The sequence below is a fragment of the Streptomyces sp. NBC_00162 genome, assembly GCF_024611995.1.
In the GTDB taxonomy this organism is placed as follows: domain Bacteria; phylum Actinomycetota; class Actinomycetes; order Streptomycetales; family Streptomycetaceae; genus Streptomyces.
Window position 1 is genome coordinate 8,107,049 of record NZ_CP102509.1, and the last position, 19,950, is coordinate 8,126,998.

Annotated in this window: 16 protein-coding genes and 3 pseudogenes; 10 read left to right on the plus strand and 9 right to left on the minus strand. The window is 70.4% G+C overall.

What is annotated here, in order from left to right; genetic code table 11:
• The first annotated feature begins 21 nt into the window (after nt 1–21).
• Entirely contained in the window at nt 22–666 is a 645-nt protein-coding gene (locus tag JIW86_RS37400; RefSeq protein ID WP_257558764.1) for a class I SAM-dependent methyltransferase, read from the plus strand.
• Between the two features lie 95 nt (nt 667–761).
• Nucleotides 762–968 (plus strand): hypothetical protein, encoded by a 207-nt coding sequence (locus JIW86_RS37405; protein ID WP_257558765.1) that lies wholly within the window; start codon nt 762–764, stop codon nt 966–968.
• A 52-nt stretch (nt 969–1,020) separates the two neighbouring features.
• Here JIW86_RS37405 and JIW86_RS37410 read toward each other — a convergent pair whose 3' ends face one another.
• The 3 genes from JIW86_RS37410 to JIW86_RS37420 all read right to left on the minus strand — a co-directional run bounded on the left by JIW86_RS37410 (nt 1,021) and on the right by JIW86_RS37420 (nt 4,082).
• Nucleotides 1,021–2,112, minus strand: a complete 1,092-nt coding sequence (locus JIW86_RS37410; protein ID WP_257558766.1) for a hypothetical protein — start codon at nt 2,110–2,112, stop codon at nt 1,021–1,023.
• Nucleotides 2,113–2,263: 151 nt separating this feature from the next.
• On the minus strand, nt 2,264–2,959 hold the full coding sequence (locus tag JIW86_RS37415; protein ID WP_257558767.1) for a response regulator: 696 nt from the start codon (nt 2,957–2,959) through the stop codon (nt 2,264–2,266).
• 70 nt (nt 2,960–3,029) lie between these two features.
• On the minus strand, nt 3,030–4,082 hold the full coding sequence (locus JIW86_RS37420) for a sensor histidine kinase (protein ID WP_257558768.1): 1,053 nt from the start codon (nt 4,080–4,082) through the stop codon (nt 3,030–3,032).
• Between the two features lie 354 nt (nt 4,083–4,436).
• Between JIW86_RS37420 and JIW86_RS37425 the strand changes: the two genes are divergently transcribed.
• Nucleotides 4,437–4,865, plus strand: coding sequence for a hypothetical protein (locus JIW86_RS37425; RefSeq protein ID WP_257558769.1), 429 nt, complete (start codon nt 4,437–4,439; stop codon nt 4,863–4,865).
• A 59-nt stretch (nt 4,866–4,924) separates the two neighbouring features.
• The gene (locus JIW86_RS37430) at nt 4,925–6,061 is read left to right on the plus strand and encodes a hypothetical protein (protein WP_257558770.1); all 1,137 of its coding nucleotides are present in this window, start codon (nt 4,925–4,927) and stop codon (nt 6,059–6,061) included.
• 5 nt (nt 6,062–6,066) lie between these two features.
• Here the strand turns inward: JIW86_RS37430 and JIW86_RS37435 are convergent, their stop codons facing one another.
• A complete protein-coding gene (locus tag JIW86_RS37435) occupies nt 6,067–6,645 on the minus strand; it encodes a GNAT family N-acetyltransferase (RefSeq protein WP_257558771.1) in 579 nt (192 codons plus the stop codon).
• A 452-nt stretch (nt 6,646–7,097) separates the two neighbouring features.
• On the opposite strand from JIW86_RS37435, the gene JIW86_RS37440 reads away from it, so the two are divergent.
• Entirely contained in the window at nt 7,098–7,502 is a 405-nt protein-coding gene (locus tag JIW86_RS37440; protein WP_257552628.1) for a transglycosylase SLT domain-containing protein, read from the plus strand.
• 101 nt (nt 7,503–7,603) lie between these two features.
• On the opposite strand, the gene JIW86_RS37445 is transcribed toward JIW86_RS37440, so the two are convergent.
• From JIW86_RS37445 to JIW86_RS37455, 3 genes are read right to left on the minus strand one after another with little or no spacing between them, the layout of a single operon-like run.
• Nucleotides 7,604–9,928 carry an FtsX-like permease family protein gene (locus JIW86_RS37445; RefSeq protein WP_257558772.1) on the minus strand — a complete coding sequence of 775 codons (2,325 nt, stop codon included), beginning with the start codon at nt 9,926–9,928 and terminating at the stop codon, nt 7,604–7,606.
• Nucleotides 9,929–9,930: 2 nt separating this feature from the next.
• On the minus strand, nt 9,931–10,698 hold the full coding sequence (locus JIW86_RS37450) for an ABC transporter ATP-binding protein (protein ID WP_257558773.1): 768 nt from the start codon (nt 10,696–10,698) through the stop codon (nt 9,931–9,933).
• The gene (locus JIW86_RS37455; protein WP_257558775.1) at nt 10,695–11,201 is read right to left on the minus strand and encodes a PadR family transcriptional regulator; all 507 of its coding nucleotides are present in this window, start codon (nt 11,199–11,201) and stop codon (nt 10,695–10,697) included. Before JIW86_RS37455 ends, JIW86_RS37450 begins: the two co-directional genes overlap by 4 nt.
• 167 nt (nt 11,202–11,368) lie before the next feature.
• On the opposite strand from JIW86_RS37455, the pseudogene JIW86_RS37460 reads away from it, so the two are divergent.
• From JIW86_RS37460 to JIW86_RS37480, 5 genes and pseudogenes are all read left to right on the plus strand, one after another.
• A pseudogene (locus tag JIW86_RS37460) lies at nt 11,369–12,642 on the plus strand (ABC transporter substrate-binding protein).
• A gap of 213 nt (nt 12,643–12,855) precedes the next feature.
• Entirely contained in the window at nt 12,856–14,538 is a 1,683-nt protein-coding gene (locus JIW86_RS37465; RefSeq protein WP_257558776.1) for a glycoside hydrolase family 13 protein, read from the plus strand.
• A gap of 68 nt (nt 14,539–14,606) precedes the next feature.
• Complete coding sequence (locus JIW86_RS37470) at nt 14,607–15,938, plus strand: ABC transporter substrate-binding protein (protein ID WP_257558778.1); 1,332 nt, start codon at nt 14,607–14,609, stop codon at nt 15,936–15,938.
• Nucleotides 15,939–15,948: 10 nt separating this feature from the next.
• On the plus strand, nt 15,949–17,280 hold the full coding sequence (locus JIW86_RS37475; protein ID WP_257558780.1) for an ABC transporter permease subunit: 1,332 nt from the start codon (nt 15,949–15,951) through the stop codon (nt 17,278–17,280).
• A pseudogene (locus tag JIW86_RS37480) lies at nt 17,277–18,208 on the plus strand (carbohydrate ABC transporter permease). Before JIW86_RS37475 ends, JIW86_RS37480 begins: the two are co-directional and overlap by 4 nt.
• 96 nt (nt 18,209–18,304) lie before the next feature.
• On the opposite strand, the pseudogene JIW86_RS37485 reads toward JIW86_RS37480, so the two are convergent.
• Nucleotides 18,305–19,086 (minus strand): annotated as a pseudogene (locus tag JIW86_RS37485) (oxidoreductase).
• A gap of 83 nt (nt 19,087–19,169) precedes the next feature.
• Entirely contained in the window at nt 19,170–19,748 is a 579-nt protein-coding gene (locus JIW86_RS37490) for a TetR/AcrR family transcriptional regulator (RefSeq protein ID WP_257558782.1), read from the minus strand.
• Nucleotides 19,749–19,950 lie beyond the last annotated feature (202 nt).

Sequence of the window (19,950 nt, forward strand, 5' to 3'; positions counted from 1 at the left end):
AGCGCTCTAGTGTCGTCCCCTGTGACCGAACTTCCCTCGCACCTTCGTGTGACAGTAGATGCCTACGACGCCGTCGCCGTTCACTACGCAGATTTCACCCGTAATGGGCTCGACTGCCTTCCGCTGGACCGCGCGGTTATCGCAGCGTTCGCCGAGCTCGCGCGATCCACTGATGCCGGGCCCGTCGCCGAGCTGGGATGTGGCCCTGGATATGTGACGGCGCACCTGCGGGCCCTGGAACTGGACGCTTTCGGCGTCGACCTTTCGCCGGTGATGATCGACCTTGCCCGCGAGGCATACCCTGACCTGCGGTTCGAGGTCGGCTCGATGGACGCCCTGGACCTGGCCGACGGCGAGCTCGGCGGCATCGTGTCCTGGTACTCGGTTATCCATGCTCCGCCGCAGGAAATACCGTCGTACTTCGCCGAGTTCCGCCGGGTTCTGACCCTGGGTGGCACCCTCCTGCTTGCCTTCTTCGAGTCTGAGGGCGGGCCGGTGGAGGCGTTCGACCACAAGGTGGTGACGGCCTACCGATGGCCGATCGACGACCTCGCAGGGCTGGCCGGCGAGGCCGGGTTCGTCGAAGTCGGCCGGATGCTGCGCGAGCCCCTCGAAGGGGAGCGGTATCGCCGGGGTCATCTGTTGCTGCGGGCCCAGGATCGGTAGCAGCCTCGCACGAGCGCCGCCGTCGGCCGGGCCACGGTCATCGCAGACGGCGGCGGCGTCCGGACTCCTGCGCCGCCACGCGAGCGGAGAGCGCCATGATCCGTTACGAGCTGCACCGGTTGAAGGTCATGGTCGGACATGATCCCGGGGATCGTTCCGGTTGGGACTTCTCACTGCGCAGGATCTACAGCTCCGCGCCGCTGGTGGAGGGGCGGCCGATTGAGGTGTCCGCGCCCGAGCTGGCGGCTGAGTTGGGCGCGCTGAAGTCGCTGTCCACCAACTTCCACGTCTGCTGGAGCTGACTGCCGGCGTCAACAGGACGGTCCGTAGTCTGGATACGCGGGGCGGGCGGGCCTACTTGGGAGTTCCTTCGGCGGAAAGCACGGGCGGGTTCAGGCAGTTGCATCCCACCACGTCAGCGGGACCCTGCACCGGTACCTCGAACGTCGCGGTCACGCCGCGCCGCACATCGGTAGTCAGCCACCACTTGTAGCCGCCGCCCAACAACTGGTCCGTCTGGCGGCTCGCAGCGTCCTCACTGCCGTACTTGAACGACGTGGTCGGGCCGGACTTCCCCTCGCGGTGATCGGTCCGGACGAACGAGCACGTGACGAGTGCCTTCCCGTCCGCCAGCCGCAGCACCGGCAGCTCGGGCCCCGTGACCTCGAAGGCGTACCGCTGCCGGAGATCGCCCTTCCACACCTTCCTCTTGTCCTCGTCGTTGTAGGAGTTCACGACCTCGCCCGTCAGCTTGCCCGGTACGAAGTACTCGCTCTCGGGCTCCCCGTTCGGTGCCGTGAAGGTCAGGTACTCCGCGTACTGGCCGCACACGCGCCGGTCGGCCGCCGCGGTGGGGGAAAGCGTCACGGCGCCGGCGGGTTCCCGGGCCGGAGCGGCGATCGGCGCGTCGCGCACATCGAAGCCGTAGGCGCCGTACCCACGGTCCTCGAATTCCTCCGGCGGAAGCTGCGGAGCGGGCCGGTCGGTCGCCCATGTCCTGGCAGCGGCCTTCCAGGGGGCGCCGGGCTCCGCCTGGACGAAGTAGTACAGCCCGGCCGCCCGGTCCTTCTCCGCCTTCTCCGTCATGCGGAAGAGCACGGCGAACGAACGGGGATATCCGGGCTGGTCCCGTTCTGTGGGGATCAGGTACTCAAGCCGGTACATCCCCTTTTCCGCGTTGCGCACGAGGTTGTCAGGCCACCGTCCCAGCTTGAGCTGCGCAGCGCTCTCCTGGAGCAGGGACCCGGTCTGCAGGCTCGCCAAGGTGTTCTCGTCCCGTGCGGACGCGGTCTGCCGGAACCCCCGCTTGAGGACCTCGTCGGCCTGGTCCCAACTGATCACCGTCGGGACCGGCGGGGCAAGAGAAGCCGGTTCGGCCTTCTTCTCCTCGACCTTCGCCGGGGTACACGCCGCCAGCACCACGCACCCGGCGATGGCCGAGACCACCGCTGTCCGTCCACGCCACCGATCAGACAGAAACCCGACCACCACTGCACATCCCCCACAAAAAGACCCATACCTGGAACAGGTACCGATCAGATCACGCCACCGCAGGTTCGGATGCAGCGCCCCCGGCACCAGTGACCGGCGGCCGTGTCTAGATGCGGGCCGCGTCCATCGGCTCCGCGTCCGTCCGGCCCGGGGAGGCGAGCCCCGACTCGTAGGCCACGACGACGGCCTGAGCCCTGCTGCGCAGGTCCAGCTTGGTCATCGTGTGGTGGAGGTGCGTCTTGACGGTCGCTTCCGACACCACGAGGGCCGCGGCTATCTCCTCGTTGTTCATGCCCTTGGCGACCAGCTCCAGCACCTCCACCTCACGCGAGGTGAGCTGGTCGAGCACCGTCCGCCGGAGGGGCCGGGCCGCGCTCTTCGGCGCGTACGCCTCGATCAGGCGGCGGGTCACGGTGGGCGCGAAGAACATGTCCCCGGCGGCGAGGACGGCCACGGCGTTCAGCAGGCGCTCCGGCGGCATGTCCTTGAGCAGGAAGCCGCTGCACCCGATCCGCAGGGCGGCGTAGATGTACTCGTCCTCGTCGAAAGTGGTCAGCACGGCCACGCGGGGCGGCGGCGTGAGGCCGAGCTCGAGGATGCTCTCGGCCGCGGCCAGCCCGCTCATCCCCGGCATCCGGATGTCCATGAGGACCACGTCGGGGCGGTGGAGCTCGGCCGCGAGGACAGCGCCCTCGCCGTCGGCCGCCTCCGTGACGGTCCCGGTCCCGGGCGCCGCACGTAAGAGCGCGGCGATCCCACCTCGGATGAGGTCCTGGTCGTCCACGACAAGGATGTTGATCACAGGAGCCCCCGGCGGTCGGCTTTCGTTCGCGGTCGTTGCACGTAATGCAGTGGTCCTGCGGCCCTCACCGTCACCGCCGGGCCGCCGATAGCGGCAGTACAAGACGCACCTCGAACCCGCCCCCCGGCCGCGCACCCGCGCTCAGCACACCGTCCCAGATCTTGACGCGCTCATGCAATCCAAGGAGGCCCAGGCGCGATCCCGTGTTCGATACGGCCGAATCGTTGCCGTGCCCGCCGCCCTGCCCGCTGCCGTGCCCGTCGTCGCGGACGGTGATCAGGAGCCGGTCGCTCAGGTAGCGGATGCGGATCTCGGCCCGGGTGGCCCCCGCGTGCTTGACGACATTGGTCAGCGATTCCTGAACCACCCGATAGGCACACAGTTCCAGCCCCGGCCCGAGCGGCCGCACCGCACCCTCCGTACGCGTCCGCACCCTGACCCCGGCCGCCTCCACCCGCTCCGTCAGCTCGGGAATGCGGTCGATGCCCGGCAGCGGTCGCAGTGGCGGCGCATCGCTCTCCCCCTCGGGGCCGACCCTCAACACGCCGAGCAGTCGGCGCAGTTCATCCAGGGCGTCCCGGCCCGCGCCCGCCACCGCGTCCAAGGCGGCCTGTGCGGTGGGTGGATCCGAGGAGTACACGTAGCGCGCCAGGCCCGACTGGACCGTGATCACCGCCATCTGCTGCGCGAGGACGTCGTGCAGCTCCCGGGCGATCCGGATCCGCTCGTACACCACTGCCCGGCCGGCCTCCTCCTCCTGCGCCCGGGCCAGCCGCACCGTGAGCCGCGCGAGTTCCGCGTTGCGCTGCGCCAGGGTGCGCTGGTTCGTGCCGAGGATCAGCGCGACCGCGGGCACGACCACCGCCTGCATGCTCGCGAGGAGCAGCGACAGCCCGCCCTGCAGCCCGCTGTACAGGACGACCGCCCCCGTCAGCACCCCCGCGGCCCTCGACACGCGCGGGGCGCGCTGCGCCGCGAGGTTCACCAGAGCGATCACCGGCACCCAGAAGTTCAGCGAGGGCGGGTGACCGAGCGCGAGGTAGCAGCCGTATCCCAGACAGGAGGCGAGGAGCACCGCGACCGGCAGGTCGCGCCGGAGCGTGAGGGTGAGCGCCGTTGCCACGGTCAGCAGGTACGCCGATCCGTCGAACGGAAGCCACCGGTCCGGGGGTACTGCGCACCCGCCACACAGCCTGCCGCCGCGACGACCACGCCGAGCGCGATGTCGGCGGCTCTCCGGGCGGCGGCTGGATTTATGTGCACCGAGGAATGTTAGGACCGCCGCGGTGCCGCGTCTTCAACCTGTCGGTTGAGAAGGGTTCAGCCCGGTGGCCGAGGCCGGGCCCCGTCCACCACCTCTGGTGGGGGGAAGAGTTCAACACCTCGTCGGTCGATCGGCGACGGCCGCGGACCGTAGTTTCCTCTCGTCCCAGCCGCTCGCCCCTTCCCGGGGCGCCGTTCCACCGGAGAAATTTCGATGATGACTGCTTCCGTCCGGGCCCGCACCGTCGCCGTGGCCGTGGGGGTGGGCCTTGCGGCCACCCTCCTGGCCACGCAGAGCGCGTCCGCCGACTCCAAGTACAACTCCTGCACCAAGAGCACCGGGGTCCTCAGCATCGGCACGGAGTACGACCAGGGCACCCAGAACACCGTCTACGTGAAGAACGTCAGTTTCACCATCGAGCGCAACGGCAACCCGCACAACAACGTCTACCTGCGGGTCCGCAAGGGGAACGGAACCGACGTTTGGGCCTGGACCAGCGGGGACAACGTCCGCGGCGGTCAGACCCGCACGTTCACCGTCAACAAGCGGATCTCCAAGGTGGACAAGCCGTACTTCAAGGGGCACGCGGACTTCGACTCGCGACTGCGCGACGAGAGCTGCGCCGCATACATCAACTACTGACCGGAGGCGGCCGGGCGGTCTCCCGCCCGGCCGCACCTGTTGAGAGGAAGCCGATCGAGTTGCGTACCCGACGATGGCCGGCCGGGGTGCTGGTGCTCGCGGTGGCGGGCGTCATCCTGGCCGCGTTCTGGGGACCTCGGGCCCAGTCCGGCCCGAGTGGCCGGCCCGCGGCCGCCACCGGCACGTTCTCCGCGCCCGTGATCCTGTCCGCGGACACCCACGGCGCGATCCTCCTCGACCGTGACCGCGGGGAGCTCCTGGGGGTCCGCGCCGATGGCAGCGTCCGCTGGCGCGACCGCGAAATGGCCTCCCGGCCGTACGTCTCCTGCCTAGCGCAGTGCCCCGACGCAGTCGGTTCCGGCTCCGCGGACGAGACCCCCGCGTCCTCCGTGGTGTGGCACCTGGGCGACGAGCTCCGTACCGACACGGGCCGCACCGACCTGGTGCTCTGGGCCGCCTCTCCCGAGGACGCGCTCGTCCTCAGTCCCCAGGGCGCGGGCGGCCATCTGCTCCGACTGCCCGGTCGGCAGGGACCGCCCGAGCCGGTCGAGGGCACCGACCCCCAGCTGTTCACGTCCGGCGACGGCAGTCGCGCGGTGCTGGCGTTCCGGTCACCCGGCACCCGCTACCACCCGCTCGAACGGCGCGACGGCGGCTGGAGCGCAGGCCCAGCCGTGGAGGCCGCGGCGAGCAGCGCCTGCCTGGACCGTACGGGAGAACGGGCCCTCCTCGTCGGCGACCACACCACCTCGCTCGCCGAAGGCCCGGCCGCGCGGCCCCGGGAGCTGGCCGTCCCTCGCGGCGGGTTGTGCGCCCTCCTCGGCGCGCAGGCGCTCACGCAGCGTTTCACCAGCGACCCCGAGCACGGCACCAGAACGACGACGCAGGTCTACGCTCTCGACGGCACGCTCCGATGGGAGCGCGCGGACGCGGGCTTCCATCCCGCCCGCTGGGACACCGAGTCGGGCCTGCTCGCGCTGGCGACCGACACCGCCCTGAACCTGATCGACTCCCACGGCACGACAGTGGACACGGGGCCACCCGCCGCCGACGTCTTCCTGGCCGCCCCCGGCTGCCTTCTCGTCCTGGACCCGGACCTGCACCCGCACGCCCGCCGCCTGACCGCCCCCGGCGCGGGACCGTCGCCGTGCGGCAGCTGGGAGCGGGCGACGGAGCCGTCCGCCGCCGAACTCTGACCTGCTCAGCCGAACGGGGCCGTGTCCCGCCGCGGCGTGCAGCCCGTGGGCATCTTGCGGGAGGTCCGCCGGTACAGCACGCACCGGCGAAGCGGTCCTTCGGGCACGCTCGGATCCTCGAAGTCGTCGGCCGGGTTCCGGGTCATGCCGATCCGGCGCATCACTGCCTGCGAACGAAGGTTGTTGACGGTCGTCGACGCAATGATCTCCGGCAGCCCGAGGACCTCGAAGCCGAAGGACAGGCAGGCCAGGGCGGCCTCGGTGGCGTAACCGTAACCCCACGCCGAACGCGTCAGCCGCCATCCGATGTCCACCCCCGGGAACGGCATGTCCTCGTCCACCTCGTCCAAGCCGGCGCGGCCGAGGAACTCACCGGTCTCCCGTGACTCGAGCGCCCACCACCCGAAACCTCGCTCGTCGAAGTCGGACTGCATGAGTGCCACCGCGGCATCGCTTTGCTCCCGCGTCAGCAGTGCCCCCAGGTGTTCTCGGACTTCGGGATCGGCGTTCATCGCCGCCCACGGTTCGAGATCGGACTCCTGCCACCGGCGCAGCAGAAGACGATCGGTACGCAGTTCTGGCATGCCGGCCAGCTAACGCCATCACGATCAGGGTGTCGATCGGTTATTTCGAGCCCTGTTCCTGGGCGATTCGGATATGCGGACGGGCCTCTCGAAGGGGTACGAGCGATGACAATCGGTGAGATTCGGGGGCCCTGGAGGTGACTCGCCCCATAGGACCCACGTCACGTACGAACCGGGCTAGTAGCTTCCCAACGCCCGATCCCGCTGCCTGACACCGGCTCCCACCTGCACGGATCCGTCCGGGTCCGCCGGAGGGGCGTCGGTCCCTGACTGCGAGGGCCCCTAGTAGGAGGGGTCGTTGCCAGGGGGTTGGGAGGTCTGTAGAACTGGATGAGTCGCAGGGCGGCAGGGGTTGTTCACCCGCCGCCGACGAACCCCTCTCCTCCGCGTGAGTGGCTCACGCATGCTTCGGCGTGCCGCGACCGTCCTTGTTCCCTTCGGAAGGTCAATCCGTGTCCAACGCTGTCATCCGCCGCATCGCCGCTTCCAAGAAGACCCTCGCGGGTACCGTCCTCGCCCTGGGCGTCGCCGGTTCCATGCTGGCCGCGGTTCCCGCGCAGGCCGCCCCGTCGAGTGCCAAGGCGATCGCCCAGCAGATGATCAAGGACCCGGCCCAGTTCGCCGCCTTCGACAAGATCATCTCGCACGAGAGCGGCTGGGACTACACCGCCACGAACTCCTCCTCTGGTGCGTACGGCCTGGTCCAGGCCCTGCCGGCCTCGAAGATGGCCTCGGCGGGCTCGGACTGGAAGACCAACCCGGCCACCCAGATCAAGTGGGGCCTGGACTACATGAACGAGCGCTACGGCAGCCCCGTCGACGCCTGGAACTTCTGGTCCGCCAACCACTGGTACTAAGCCACCAGCGGCAGAGCAGACCCACACAGCAGACATACGAAAACGCCCGGCCGGGCCATCCCCGCCGGGCGTCTTTGCGTATGCGGCCGCCGAGCTCGCCGTCAGAGCGTCTCGCTCAGCGAGTCCGCCAGCCGCCGCCGTGCCGCCCGTGTCGCCGGCAGTGTCGCCGCCCCCACCGCCCCCAGCACGGCCCCGACGATCACCGTCAGCAGCACTGGCAACGGCGGAAGGTGGGCGATCCCCGCGCCGATCCCGCTCGACGCACCCTGTGTGTCCACCAGCCAGCTGCCGGACAGTGCACCCACCGTCGTCCCGACCAGCGCGGATACGAGCGCGGTCAGACCGGCGGCCGTCACGATCATCGCCCCGATCTGCCGCGGCGTGAGTCCGATCGCTTTCAGCGCGAGCAGGTCCCGGCCCCGGTCGCGTACGCCCGTGCCGATCAGCGTCAGAAGCTCGGTCAGCCCGATCAGTGCCAGCACCGCGATCAGGGCGGCGATCACTCCGCGTGCCGGTTCCAGCCGGTCGGCCGGATTGGGCGTCTCCCGGATCTCCAGCGTTCCACCTGTCGCCGTGGTGAGCGCGCCGCTCACCGCCCGGGGGTCCGCCCCCTCGCGCAGCACCAGGGCATGGAACTCGGGTCGCAGCCGCGGATCGCGCTCCCGCAGCGCGTCGATGGTCGTGGTGACCACCCGCCCGCCGGATTCGGGTTCGATGGTGCGGCCGACCAGGTGCAGGATCTGCGGCCGTCCCTCGACGGTCATCCGTACCCAGTCGCCGATCCGCACCCCGAGCAGATCCAGCAGCCCCTGCCCGGCCACTGCCTCGTCCGGACCGCCGACCGCGCGCCCTTCCACCACAGCGGAGGGATACGGGTGCTGGGCCGTACCCAGCCCGCGGAGCGTGATGGTGCCGGTCTGCCCCGGTACGAGCGCCGCCATCTCCGCGCCCGGATGGACCGTGGCGATGTCCGGGATCGCCTCGAGGGTCTTCTCCAGCTCCGCGTCGGACGACCCGGCGGGCTGTTCGGCCCGTACGGTCAGGGCCGCGGGCAGTCCCATCTGCGCGGGCCGGCTCCGGAACTGGTCCAGCGTCGACCAGGCGACGAGCGCGACCGTGATGAGCATCAGCGGCAGGGCCAGCCGGGCCACCGATACGAGTGTCTGGCCGCGTCGCGGGAACGCCGCGCGCCACCCCAGGACCAGGGCCGGAGGGACCCGTACCCCGAGGGCCCGCCTGCCGAGCGCGGTCATCGGCGCGGCGGACGGCAGCGCCGCCCGTGCCACCGGCACCGGTGGCACCCGTCCGGCCCGCCAGGCCGAGAGCGCGGTGGCAGCCGCGATCAGCAGCACCGCGCCGCAGGGGACGCCGATCATCAGCGCGGTGTGGCCGGGCAGGTCCTGCCACACCGCCGCCGCCTCCCCGATCCGCCCCGGTATACGGGCTCCCAGCAGGGCGATCGCCGCCGTGCCGAGGGCAACGCCGAGGAGCGCGAAAGCCAGGTGCTGTACGAGGAAGCCGCGGGTCACCTGGCCGGGGGTGAAGCCGACGGCCTTGAGGATGGCGATGTCCCTCAGCTGGCCGCGGACCCGCGCGCCGACCGCTCCCGCCGCGGCCAGCGCCGCCGTGAGCAGCGCACCGAGCCCGAAGACGGCGAACAACTGCCCGAGGAGCCGGTCGTCGCCGCCCGCCTCGGCCCGGGCCTGCTGCCACTTGGTGACGCCGGCCACCCGGTCGGCACCGAGCACGGTCACGGCGCGCTGGACCATGAAGTCGGTGTCGTCCGGATCCTCCAGGCGCAGCCCCACGCTCTGTCCGGTGTCTTCCCGTGCGATCTCGTCCAGGGTGGGGGAGAGCACCCAGCCGATTCCAGGTCCGCCGCCCGGCTGGTAGCGGGGCTCGGCCGCCTCGGCGATCCCGCTCACCCGCAGCGCGTGCGGGGCACCGTCCGGCCCCGTGACCTGGACCGTGTCGCCCGGCTCCGCCCACAGCGCCTGCGCGACCGAGGTTTCCAGTACGACGGTGCCTGCCGCGGCGCTGCCGTCGGTCGCGGCCAGCCAGCTGCCCGCGGTGACGAGCGGCCGCCCTGTCTCCGGTGGCGTCGCCATGGCTGCGCGCAGCGTCACCCCGGCCCGCGCGCCGCGCGACTCGACGGTCGTCGCCGCCGTGCGGAAGGGCCCGGAGACCGCGGCGACCCCGTCCACGCCGGACAGGGCGTCCGTGTCCGCCCCGGCGCGGGTGTGCAACCAGATGTGCGCGCCCTGGGACTGGTTGAAGATCCGCTGCCAGGGATTGGCGGCGTAGCTGAACAGTGCGCCGGCCAGCAGGAGCGAGGCGATGATCCCGGCGCTGGCCAGTACGACGAAGAGGGCTTCGCCGCGGCGTGCGCGGAAGTCGGCGTGCGCCCAGCGCAGAGTGGCCCGCACGGTCACTCCTTCAGTTCGAGTACGCCGCGGACGCCGCCGGCCGGCTCGCGGCGCCCGTCGCCGAGCTGCGCGTCGTCGGCTATGCGCCCGTCGAAGAAGCTGATGACGCGGTCGGCGGCACTGGCCATCCGGGCGTCATGGGTGACCATCATGATCGTCTGGCCGCGCTGGTGGAAACGGGAGAGCAGCCGCAGCACCTCGCGGGTGCCCTTGCTGTCGAGGCTGCCGGCCGGTTCGTCGGCGAGCAGCAGTGCGGGGTGGTTGACCAGCGCGCGGGCGAGCGCCACCCGCTGCTGTTCGCCGCCGGACAGTTCGCCGGGCATCGACCGCTCCCGGCCTTCGAGGCCGAGTTCGGCGAGCAGTTCGGCGCGGGATTCGCGGGCGGCCTTCGGGGAGGCGCCGGTGAGCAGGGCGGGCAGTTCGACGTTGTCGGCGACGGTCAGGTTGGAGACAAGGTTGAAGAACTGGAAGACGACCCCGATGCTGCGGCGCCTGAGGACGGCCCAGCGGGCCTCGCTGTACTGGTCGACCCGCTCTCCGCCGAGCCACAACTTCCCGCTGTCGGGCTGCTGGAGGCCGCCGATGAGATGGAGCAGCGTGGACTTCCCGGCTCCCGACGGCCCGGTGATCGCGACGAACTCGCCCGGCTGGACGGACAGGTCCACCCCGCGCACGGCGTGCACCGGAACGCCCTCGCCGTTGTGCGTCTTGGTCAGGCCCTCGGCGCGCACGATGGGCACGGCAGGAGCGGTGGTGGCGTCGTTGCTCATTCCAGCTCCTCCTGGCAGCGTTCCAGCCAGTCGAGGTCGGCCTGCAGGTGCAGCATGGCGCCTTCGATCAGCAGTTGGGAGATCTTGTTGTCGCGGTCTTCCGCTGCTGCCAGCTTGGACAGGTCCCGCATGGTGTTGAGGTATTGCCGCCGCTGCTTGTTGATCAGTGCGACAGGGTCGGCCAGACCCGACCGCGGTGCGAGTGCGAGCTTCATGAAGAACTCGTCCCGTACCCGGGGCTCCTCCGCGGTGTCCTCGAACCAGGCCAGCACGGCCTCGCGCCCGGCGTCCGTCAGCCTGTACGTGCGCTTGTTGGGCCGGCCCGACTGCTCGACGTCCTCGCCCTCGATCAGGCCGCTCTTCTCCAGCCGGCCGAGGGTGACGTAGATCTGGCCGACGTTGGGCTGAGGGTACGCGGAGCCCAGGAGCTTCTCAAGGTCCTGCTTCAGCTCGTAACCGTGCGCAGGGCTACGGGTGAGGAGCGCAAGGAGCGCCAGCCGCACTGGCTCCCCTCCTTCCCGCTCCGTAGTCAACGGTTCACTCGACACCGGACCGGATGGCATCCGCGTCCGGCTCGTCTGCCTGGACGTCTAGTATCGCCCATGCCTAACGGGTATATATAGGCCGCGATGGTCGGCGGCGCAGCCGGATCGTGCACTGGGAGGAATCTATGCGGTGGATGCGTGCCGCGGGTAGAGCTCTCCTGGTCGCGGCGGTGGTGCTGGCGGGCTATGCCGGTTTCGGCGTCCGCGCCGACGCGGGGGTGGCCTCCGACGGCCGCGGCCCCTGACGCTCGTGACGGCGGGCGATCTGACCGGCTACCTCTCCCCGTTGCTCGAGGACTGGAACGACGGCCACCCCGACGAGCGCGTCACGCTCGTCGAACTGCCCGACTCGGCCGACGAGACGAGGGCCCAGATGATCAGCGAGCTGCGATCGGGCCGTGGCCGGTTCGACGTGCTGAACATCGACGTGGCCTGGACGTCCGAGTTCGCGGCTGCCGGATGGATCTCCCCGCTCGAGCGTGACCGCTTCCCGCTGGACACCTTCCTGCAGCCGGTCGTCGACACCGCGACCTTCGACGGCCGGCTGTACGCGGTCCCGTACGTCACGAACGCGGGACTGCTCTACTACCGCAAGGACATCCTCGACCGGGAGGGCGAGGAGCCGCCGCGTACCTGGGCCGAACTGGCCCGACAGGCCCGCACGATCGCCCCGAAGTACGGACTGGACGGCTATGCCGGCCAGTTCCTGCCGTACGAAGGGCTCACCGTCAACGTCACCGAGGCCGTGCACTCGGCGGGCGGTTCGATCCTGCGCGACGACGGCGCCCGGGTGACCGTGGACTCCGAGGCCGCGCGCGCCGGACTGCGGTTCCTCGCGGACGGCGTGCGGGACGGCTGGATCTCCCGTGACGCGCTCGGCTACAAGGAGGAGGAGTCCCGGCAGGCGTTCCAGGACGGCCGGCTGCTCTTCCTCCGGAACTGGCCGTACGTGTACGCGGACGCGAGCGCGGACGGGTCGAAGATCGCGGGCAGGTTCGGCGCCGTGCCGCTGCCCGGACGCGACGGGCCCGGCACGAGCGTGCTGGGTGGCTCCAACCTCGCCGTCGGCAGCAACTCGCGCCACCAGGCGTCGGCGGCCGATCTGATCTCCTACCTGACCAGTGAACGGGTCCAGCGGCAGGTGCTCACCGAGGGCTCGCTGCCGCCGGTGCGCGCCGCGCTGTACGAGGACCCCGAGCTGATCCGCGCGCATCCGTACCTGCCCACGCTCCGGCAGAGCGTGCTGTCGGCGGTACCGCGGCCGAAGAGCCCGCGCTACGACCAGGTGAGCCTCGCCGTGCAGGCGGTGGCGCAGGACGTGATGGCGCTGCGCCAGACACCCGAGCAGGCAGTGGCGCGGCTTGCGCGCGAACTCGGGGCCATCTCCCGCAAGGGCTGATCGCACTTCTCCGTCTCCCCTGAGGGCCTCTACTTACATGTTAAGTAGAGGCCCTCAGTCGTGCATCCGGATATTCAGCACAAATCACCCCAACTTTTAGTTGTTTCTGGACACATCGTTGACACCTTCCAGTCGCTGCTACTTAACATGCATGCATAACAGCGCACCTGATCCAGGGCGCTCTCGCATTCAGCAGAAATAGGTCGACGCGAGATGCTCAGCACCCTTCCGGCCGGCACCGGCCACCCCTCCCGCACCGCCACCGCACCGGACTCCTGGTGGCGCGACGCGGTGATCTACCAGGTCTACGTCCGCAGCTTCCTCGACAGCACCGGGGACGGCGTCGGCGACCTGGCCGGCGTCAGGGCCGGGCTTCCCTACCTGCGGAAGCTCGGTGTCGACGGCATCTGGCTCAGCCCCTTCTACCCGTCGCCGCAGCACGACCACGGCTACGACGTCGCCGACTACTGCGGTGTCGACCCCGTCTACGGCGACCTCGCCGAGTTCGACCGGCTGGTGTCCGACGCCCGCCGGCTCGGGCTCAAGCTGCTGCTCGACATCGTCCCCAACCACTGCTCCAGCGAGCACCCCTGGTTCCGCGAAGCGCTCACGGCCGCACCGGGCAGCGCACCGCGCTCCCGCTTCCACTTCGCGCCCGGCCGCGGCCCGGACGGGGCGCAGCCGCCCAACAACTGGCACGCCATGTTCGGCGGGCCCGCCTGGAGCCGGACGACCGAGCCCGACGGCACCCCCGGAGAGTGGTACCTGCACCTCTTCACGCCTGAGCAGCCCGACCTGAACTGGCGCGACCCGGCCGTGGGCGATGACTTCGAGCGGGTGCTTCGCTTCTGGTTGGACCGGGGTGTCGACGGGTTCCGCATCGACGTCGCCGCCGGGTTGTTCAAGCACCCCGAGCTGCCCGACTCGGACGACCCCGGAGCCGACGAACGGGCCCGCGACGCCGTCAACCAGCTGGCCTGGAACCAGCCCGAGGTCCACGACGTGTGGCGCCGCTGGCGCTCGGTGTGTGAGGAGTACACCGCCCGCGACGGCCACGAGCGGCTGCTGGTCGGCGAGGTGTCCGTGCCGACCGCCCGCCAGCACGCCGAGTACGTCCGCCCCGACGAACTGCACCAGGCGTTCTTCTTCGACCTGCTCAGCGCACCCTGGGACGCGGATGCCTTCCGCGCGACGATCACCGAGGCGATACGCGACATCGCAGGCACCGGCTCCACCGTCACCTGGGTGCTCAACAACCACGACCAGGTCCGCACGGTCACCCGTTACGCGGGCGAGCCAGGGGTGGAAGGCAGTGGACTGGGAGCCGCCCGCGCCCGCGCCGCAGCCCTCCTGATGCTCGCCCTGCCCGGCGCCGCCTACGTCTACCAGGGTGAGGAGCTCGGCCTCCCCGAGGTCCTCGACCTGCCTGACGAGGTCCTCACCGACCCGATCTTCCACCGCACGGGCAGTCGCAAGCACGTCCGGGACGGCTGCCGGGTGCCCCTGCCGTGGTCCGGGCACGCTTCCCCGTTCGGCTTCAGCCAGGAAGCGGCCGGCGCCAAGCCGTGGCTGCCGCAGCCCGAGTGGTTCGCCGAGCACGCCACCGACCGCGCCCTGGCGGACACCCGCTCCTTCTGGCACCTCTACCGCGACGGACTCCAGCTGCGGCGCACCCTGCCGCAGCTCGGCGACGGCACCCTGCGCTGGCTGGACGCGCCTGCGCAGGTGCTGGCGATCGTCCGCGGCGAGGGCCTGATCTGCGCGGTGAACTTCGGCACGGAGCCGGTGCCGGCCCCGGTCCCCGGGACTCCGCTGCTCGCCAGCGGACCCTGCCCCGACGGTGTGCTTCCCGCGGCAACCGCCGCCTGGTGGACGGGCGAGTGCCCTGCCCCGTGACCCCGAGTAGATCCGCCCCAGGCCCCTCCCACCCCGCAGCCCCGGACTTCCTCGAAAAGGACCTCATCATGCGACGAACCAGCAAGACGACCCGACGGACCGCGGCCTCCGCCACGGCGGCCCTGGCTCTCACCCTCGGTGCCACCGCCTGCGGCGGCACCACCGGACCCGCGAGCGGCGGTGAACTGGCCGGTCAGACCGTGACCGTGGCAGGCGTGTGGACCGGCACCGAGCAGAAGAACTTCAAGAAGGTCCTCGACGCCTTCACCAAGAAGACCGGAGCCACGACTGCCTTCGTCCCCTCCGGCGACAACGTCTCCACCTTCGTCGGAAGCAAGATCGAGGGCGGCAACGCGCCCGACGTGGTGATGGTCCCCCAGGTGGGCGTGCTCCAGCAGTTCGCCAAGGAGGGCTGGCTCCAGCCGCTGTCCGACCAGACCGCCAAGACGGCCGACTCCACGCTCGCCCCGGTGTGGAAGAACTACGGCACCGTCGGCGGCACGTACTACGGCCTCTACTTCAAGGCCGCCCACAAGTCCACCATCTGGTACGCCCCGGAGACCTTCACCCAGGCCGGCGTCAGCGAGCCCAAGAGCTACGCCGACCTGCTGAAGGCCGGCCACACCCTCGCCGACTCCGGCCGCCCGGCCTTCGCCATAGCCGGCGAGGACGGCTGGACCCTCACCGACTGGTTCGAGAACATCTACCTCTCCCAGGCCGGGCCGGAGAAGTACGACCAGCTCGCCCAGCACAAGCTCAAGTGGACCGACGACAGCGTCGTCAAAGCCCTGACCACCCTCGGGGAACTCTTCAAGGACAACCGGCTCGTCGCCGGCGGCGCCCAGACCGCGCTGGGCACCGACTTCCCGAAGTCGGTCGAGCAGGTCTTCGGCGCCGAGCCCAAGGCGGCCATGGTCTACGAGGGAGACTTCGTCGGCGGCGTCGCCAAGGACCAGTTCGGCAAGCAGCCCGGCAAGGACGCCAAATTCCTTCCCTTCCCCGCAGTCGACGGCGGCAAGGCGCCCGTCGTCAGCGGTGGTGACGCGGCCGTCGTCCTCAAGCAGGGGAAGAACAGCAAGGCCGGCATGAAGCTCGTCGAGTACCTGGCCGGGCCCGAGGCGGCCGAGATCTGGGCCGGCGCGGGCGGCTTCCTGTCCCCGAGCATCCGGGTCGACATGGCCGCGTACGGCGACCCCGTCACCCGCAGCACCGCCGAGTCGCTCATCGCGGCGGGCGACTCGATCCGCTTCGACATGTCGGACCAGGCCCCGGCCGCGTTCGGCGGCACCAAGGGCGCGGGGGAGTGGAAGCTCCTCCAGGACTTCCTGCGCGACCCGTCGGACCCCCAGGGCACGGCCGCGAAGCTCGAGGCCGAGGCCGCCAAGGCCTACGGGAACTGAGGCGGCTCCCATGGCTGACACCGTGACCACCCGCGCTGCCGCCGACGGGCGGCGCCGGGCTCACCGAAAGAAGCGCCGCCTCGCGGTCGTCTTCGTCCTGCCGGCCCTGCTGCTGCTCGGCGCGCTGGTCGTCTACCCCGTCCTCTTCTCCTTCGGCCGCAGCCTCTTCGACGCCAGCGGTGACCGCTTCGTCGGAGCCGGGAACTACGCGACGATCATCCACGACCCGGCCACGCTCAAGGCGATCCGCAACAGCACCATCTGGGTCGTCGTCGCCCCGACCCTGCTGACCGGACTGGGGCTGCTCCTCGCCGTACTCACCGAAAAGGTGCGCTGGGCGACCGCGTTCAAGCTGGTGCTCTTCCTGCCGATGGCCGTGTCGTTCCTCGCCGCGGGCATCATCTTCCGGCTCGCCTACGAACAGGACCCGGACCGGGGCGTGCTCAACGCCGCTGTCGTCGGCGTCCACGACACCTTCGACGACGCTGCCGCCTACCCGACGGCCCGCGCCCGAGAGGGCCAAGGCCTGACCGGTAGGGCGGGCGGCCCGTACAGCACCGAGGAGACCGTACGTCCCGGCCGCTCGGTAAGCCTCGGGTTCGTCGGGGTGGCAGGCGACGCGATGCCCGCCGCCGCGAAGGCCGCGGCCGCGGCGGCGCCCGGCACACAGGAGATCGGGGGAGTCGTCTACCTCGACTTCGCCCCCGGCGGCGCCGGCACACCGGGCAAGGTCGACCCGGGCGAGAAGGGGCTGCCCGGCATGACGGTCGAGGCCGTGCGGGACGGCCGGGTGGCCGCGACCGCCACCACGGCCGACGACGGGTCCTTCCGCTTCACCGGGCTGGCCGACGGCGATTACACCGTCTCGCTGCCCGCGGCCAACTTCGAGGCCCCCTACAAGGGGGTGAACTGGCTCGGTCCGGCGCTGGTGACCCCGGCCATCATCGGCGCCTACCTGTGGGTGTGGACCGGCTTCGCGATGGTCCTGATCGGCGCCGGCCTCGCGGCCATCCCACGCGACGCGCTGGAGGCCGCACGGATGGACGGTGCCACCGAGGGCCAGATATTCCGCAAGATCACCGTGCCGCTGCTGGCACCGGTACTCACCGTCGTCTTCGTGACCCTGGTGATCAACGTGATGAAGGTCTTCGACCTCGTCTACATCATCGCGCCCGGACCCGTACAGGAAGAGGCGAACGTGCTGGCCACCCGCATGTGGCTGGTCTCCTTCGGCGGCGGCAACGACCAGGGGCTCGGCAGCGCGCTCAGCGTGGTGCTCCTCCTGCTGGTCGTCCCGGCGATGATCTTCAACATCCGGCGTTTCCGAAGGAGTGGAGCATGAGCGGCCACAGCACCATCGAGCGCCGACCGTCCCGGCGGGCGGCGCCGGTCCGGCCCGTCCCCGCCCCGTCCGCGCCCAGGCCGCGGCGCGGGAGCCGGGTGTCGCGCCTGCTGAGCAACTCCGCCGTCCAGGGCGTGCTGATCTTGGCCGCACTCGTATGGATCACCCCCTGGCGGGCCTGTTCCTGTCCTCGATGCGCTCCGAGCGGGACAACGCCTCCGGCGGCTGGTGGACCGCGCTGGCCGATCCGTCCCAGCTGTCCCTGGACAACTACACCGCCTTGCTGAAGGACTCCGGCATCGCGGCGGCCTTCGGGAACACCCTCCTGATATCCGTGCCCACCACCGTCCTGGTGGTCGCCATCGCGTCACTCGCCGGATACGCCTTCGCGTGGCTGGACTTCCCGGGCCGGGACGGCATCTTCCTGGTGGTCGTCGGACTGCTTGTGGTACCGGTGCAGATCGGGCTGCTGCCCGTGGCCAAACTCTTCGGCGCGGTGGGGCTGTTCGGCACGATCGCGGGCGTCGTCCTCTTCCACGTCGCCTACGGGCTGCCGTTCGCGATCTTCCTGCTGCGCAACTACTTCGCCGAGATACCGCGCGAAATGCTGGAAGCCGCGCGGATGGACGGCGGCAGCGAGTGGCGGATCTTCTCCCGCCTCGTGCTGCCGCTCGGCCGTCCGGCCATCGCGAGCCTGGCGATCTTCCAGTTCCTCTGGGTCTGGAACGACATGCTCGTGGCACTGCTCTTCGCGGACAGCGAGTCCCAGCCGCTCACGGTCGCGCTGCAGTCCCAGATGCGGCAGTTCGGAAGCAACATCGGAGTCCTCGCGCCGGGGGCGTTCCTGTCCCTGGTGGTCCCGCTGATCGTCTTCTTCGCCTTCCAGCGGCACTTCGTCCAGGGCGTGATGGCGGGCTCGGTGAAATAGCCGGCCCCGCCCCCGCCTTCCGTCAGACCGAAGGCCCTGCTGCCGGTGAGCCCGTCGTGGCACACCGGCAGCAGGCTCCCGGCACCACGAGCGCCGTCACACCGTCTTGATGCCGCCGCCGTCAACGACGTAGTCGGCGCCGGTGATGCTTGCCGCGCGGTCCGAGGCGAGGAACGCGACGACGGCCGCGACCTCGTCGGGTTCGGCCATGCGGCCGGTGGTCATGCCCATCGCCGCGGGCACCCCGGACACGAAGTCGCGGTGCCCGACGCCATTCGCCTCGGCGAGGCGGGCGCCGAAACTGTCGTCGTCCTCCCACATGCCGGTACGTGTCGGGCCGGGGAGACCGTGTTCACGCGGATGCCCTGGGGGCCGAACTCCTCGGACAGTGCCTTGCCGAACGCATTGAGGCCGGCCTTCGCGGCGCCGTACTCGATCGGGCCCGTGCCCGGCAGGCGCGCGGTCATCGACGAGATGTTCACCACCGAACCGCGGCGTTCCAGGATGCTCGGCAGCAGTCGGCGGGTGACCCGGACCGTGGCGAACAGATTGACTTCGAAGCTCTGCGCCCACAGGGCGTCGTCGGTCGCGAGGAAGCCTTGCAGGTTGAACGTGTCTCCGCCGCCCAGGTTGTTGACCATGATGTCCACGCCGCCGAGTTCTGCGAGCGCCTGCGCCCCCAACTCCTCGGCGCCTTCCGGTGTACTCAGGTCGACCGCGACCGGGCGGGCACCGGACTCCTTCAGTTCGGCGGTGATCGTGCGGGCCGCGCCGACCACGCGGACCCCCTCGGCGACGAGCTGCCGCGTGATCGCGAGGCCGACACCTCGGCTGGCCCCGGTGACGACCGCGGTCTTCCCGACGAGATTGAGCTCCATGTCAGACTCCTTCGCCTTGCGGATTTTGAACTACAGGTACAAAACAAGTCCACAAAAAAGGGCCGCCGGCTGGCAGGGTCGAACTACAGCGACCCCATCGCCGCGTCCACGACCCGCCTCAACTGCGTGGCATCCTCGGCGGTCTTCGCCAGCACCCGCATACCGATGACCGTCGCGAGCAGCCAGGAGGCCACCGCGGCCGCGTCGCGATCACCGTCGATCTCGCCGGCTCGCTGGCCTTCCTCAACGGTCGCCCGGAACGCGCTCTCCGTACGCGCGAACATCTTGCGCACGGTGTCGGCCGTCTCGGCGTCCGAGGAAGCCGACTCGGCGGCGGTGTTGACCGCCATGCAGCCGCGCCGATCCGGGTCGCCCAAGTCGAGCTCGACCAGCGCCTCCAGTGCGCCGCGCAGGCGGGCCTTCGCCGAGCCGGGATGGTCGAGGAGTGCTGCCAGCCACGCGGCCTGTGAGTCGCGGTAGCGTGCAAGCGCCAGTTCGAACAACGCGTGCTTGCTGCCGAAGGTGTTGTACAGACTGCCCTTGCCGATGCCGATCTCGTCCACGAGGTCCTGAGGCGTCGTCGCCGCGTACCCCTTGCGCCAGAACACGTCCATCGCGCGCTCCACCGCCACGTCCGGATCGAACTGCTTCGGTCTGCCCATGGTGCCACCGTAACAGCATTTTTGACCTTGAGGTCAAGTAACTGTCGCCCCGGTCTGCCGTGGGTGCTCCTAGCGTTTTTCCGTCCGGGACGCCACTTCCGAACAGAGCGATGCGGCCGGAACCGATCGGAACATAAGTGCGAGTTTCCTCGCCGGGAACGGGTCGACATGCCGTTGACCTCCCCTACGGCGCCGCTCACCG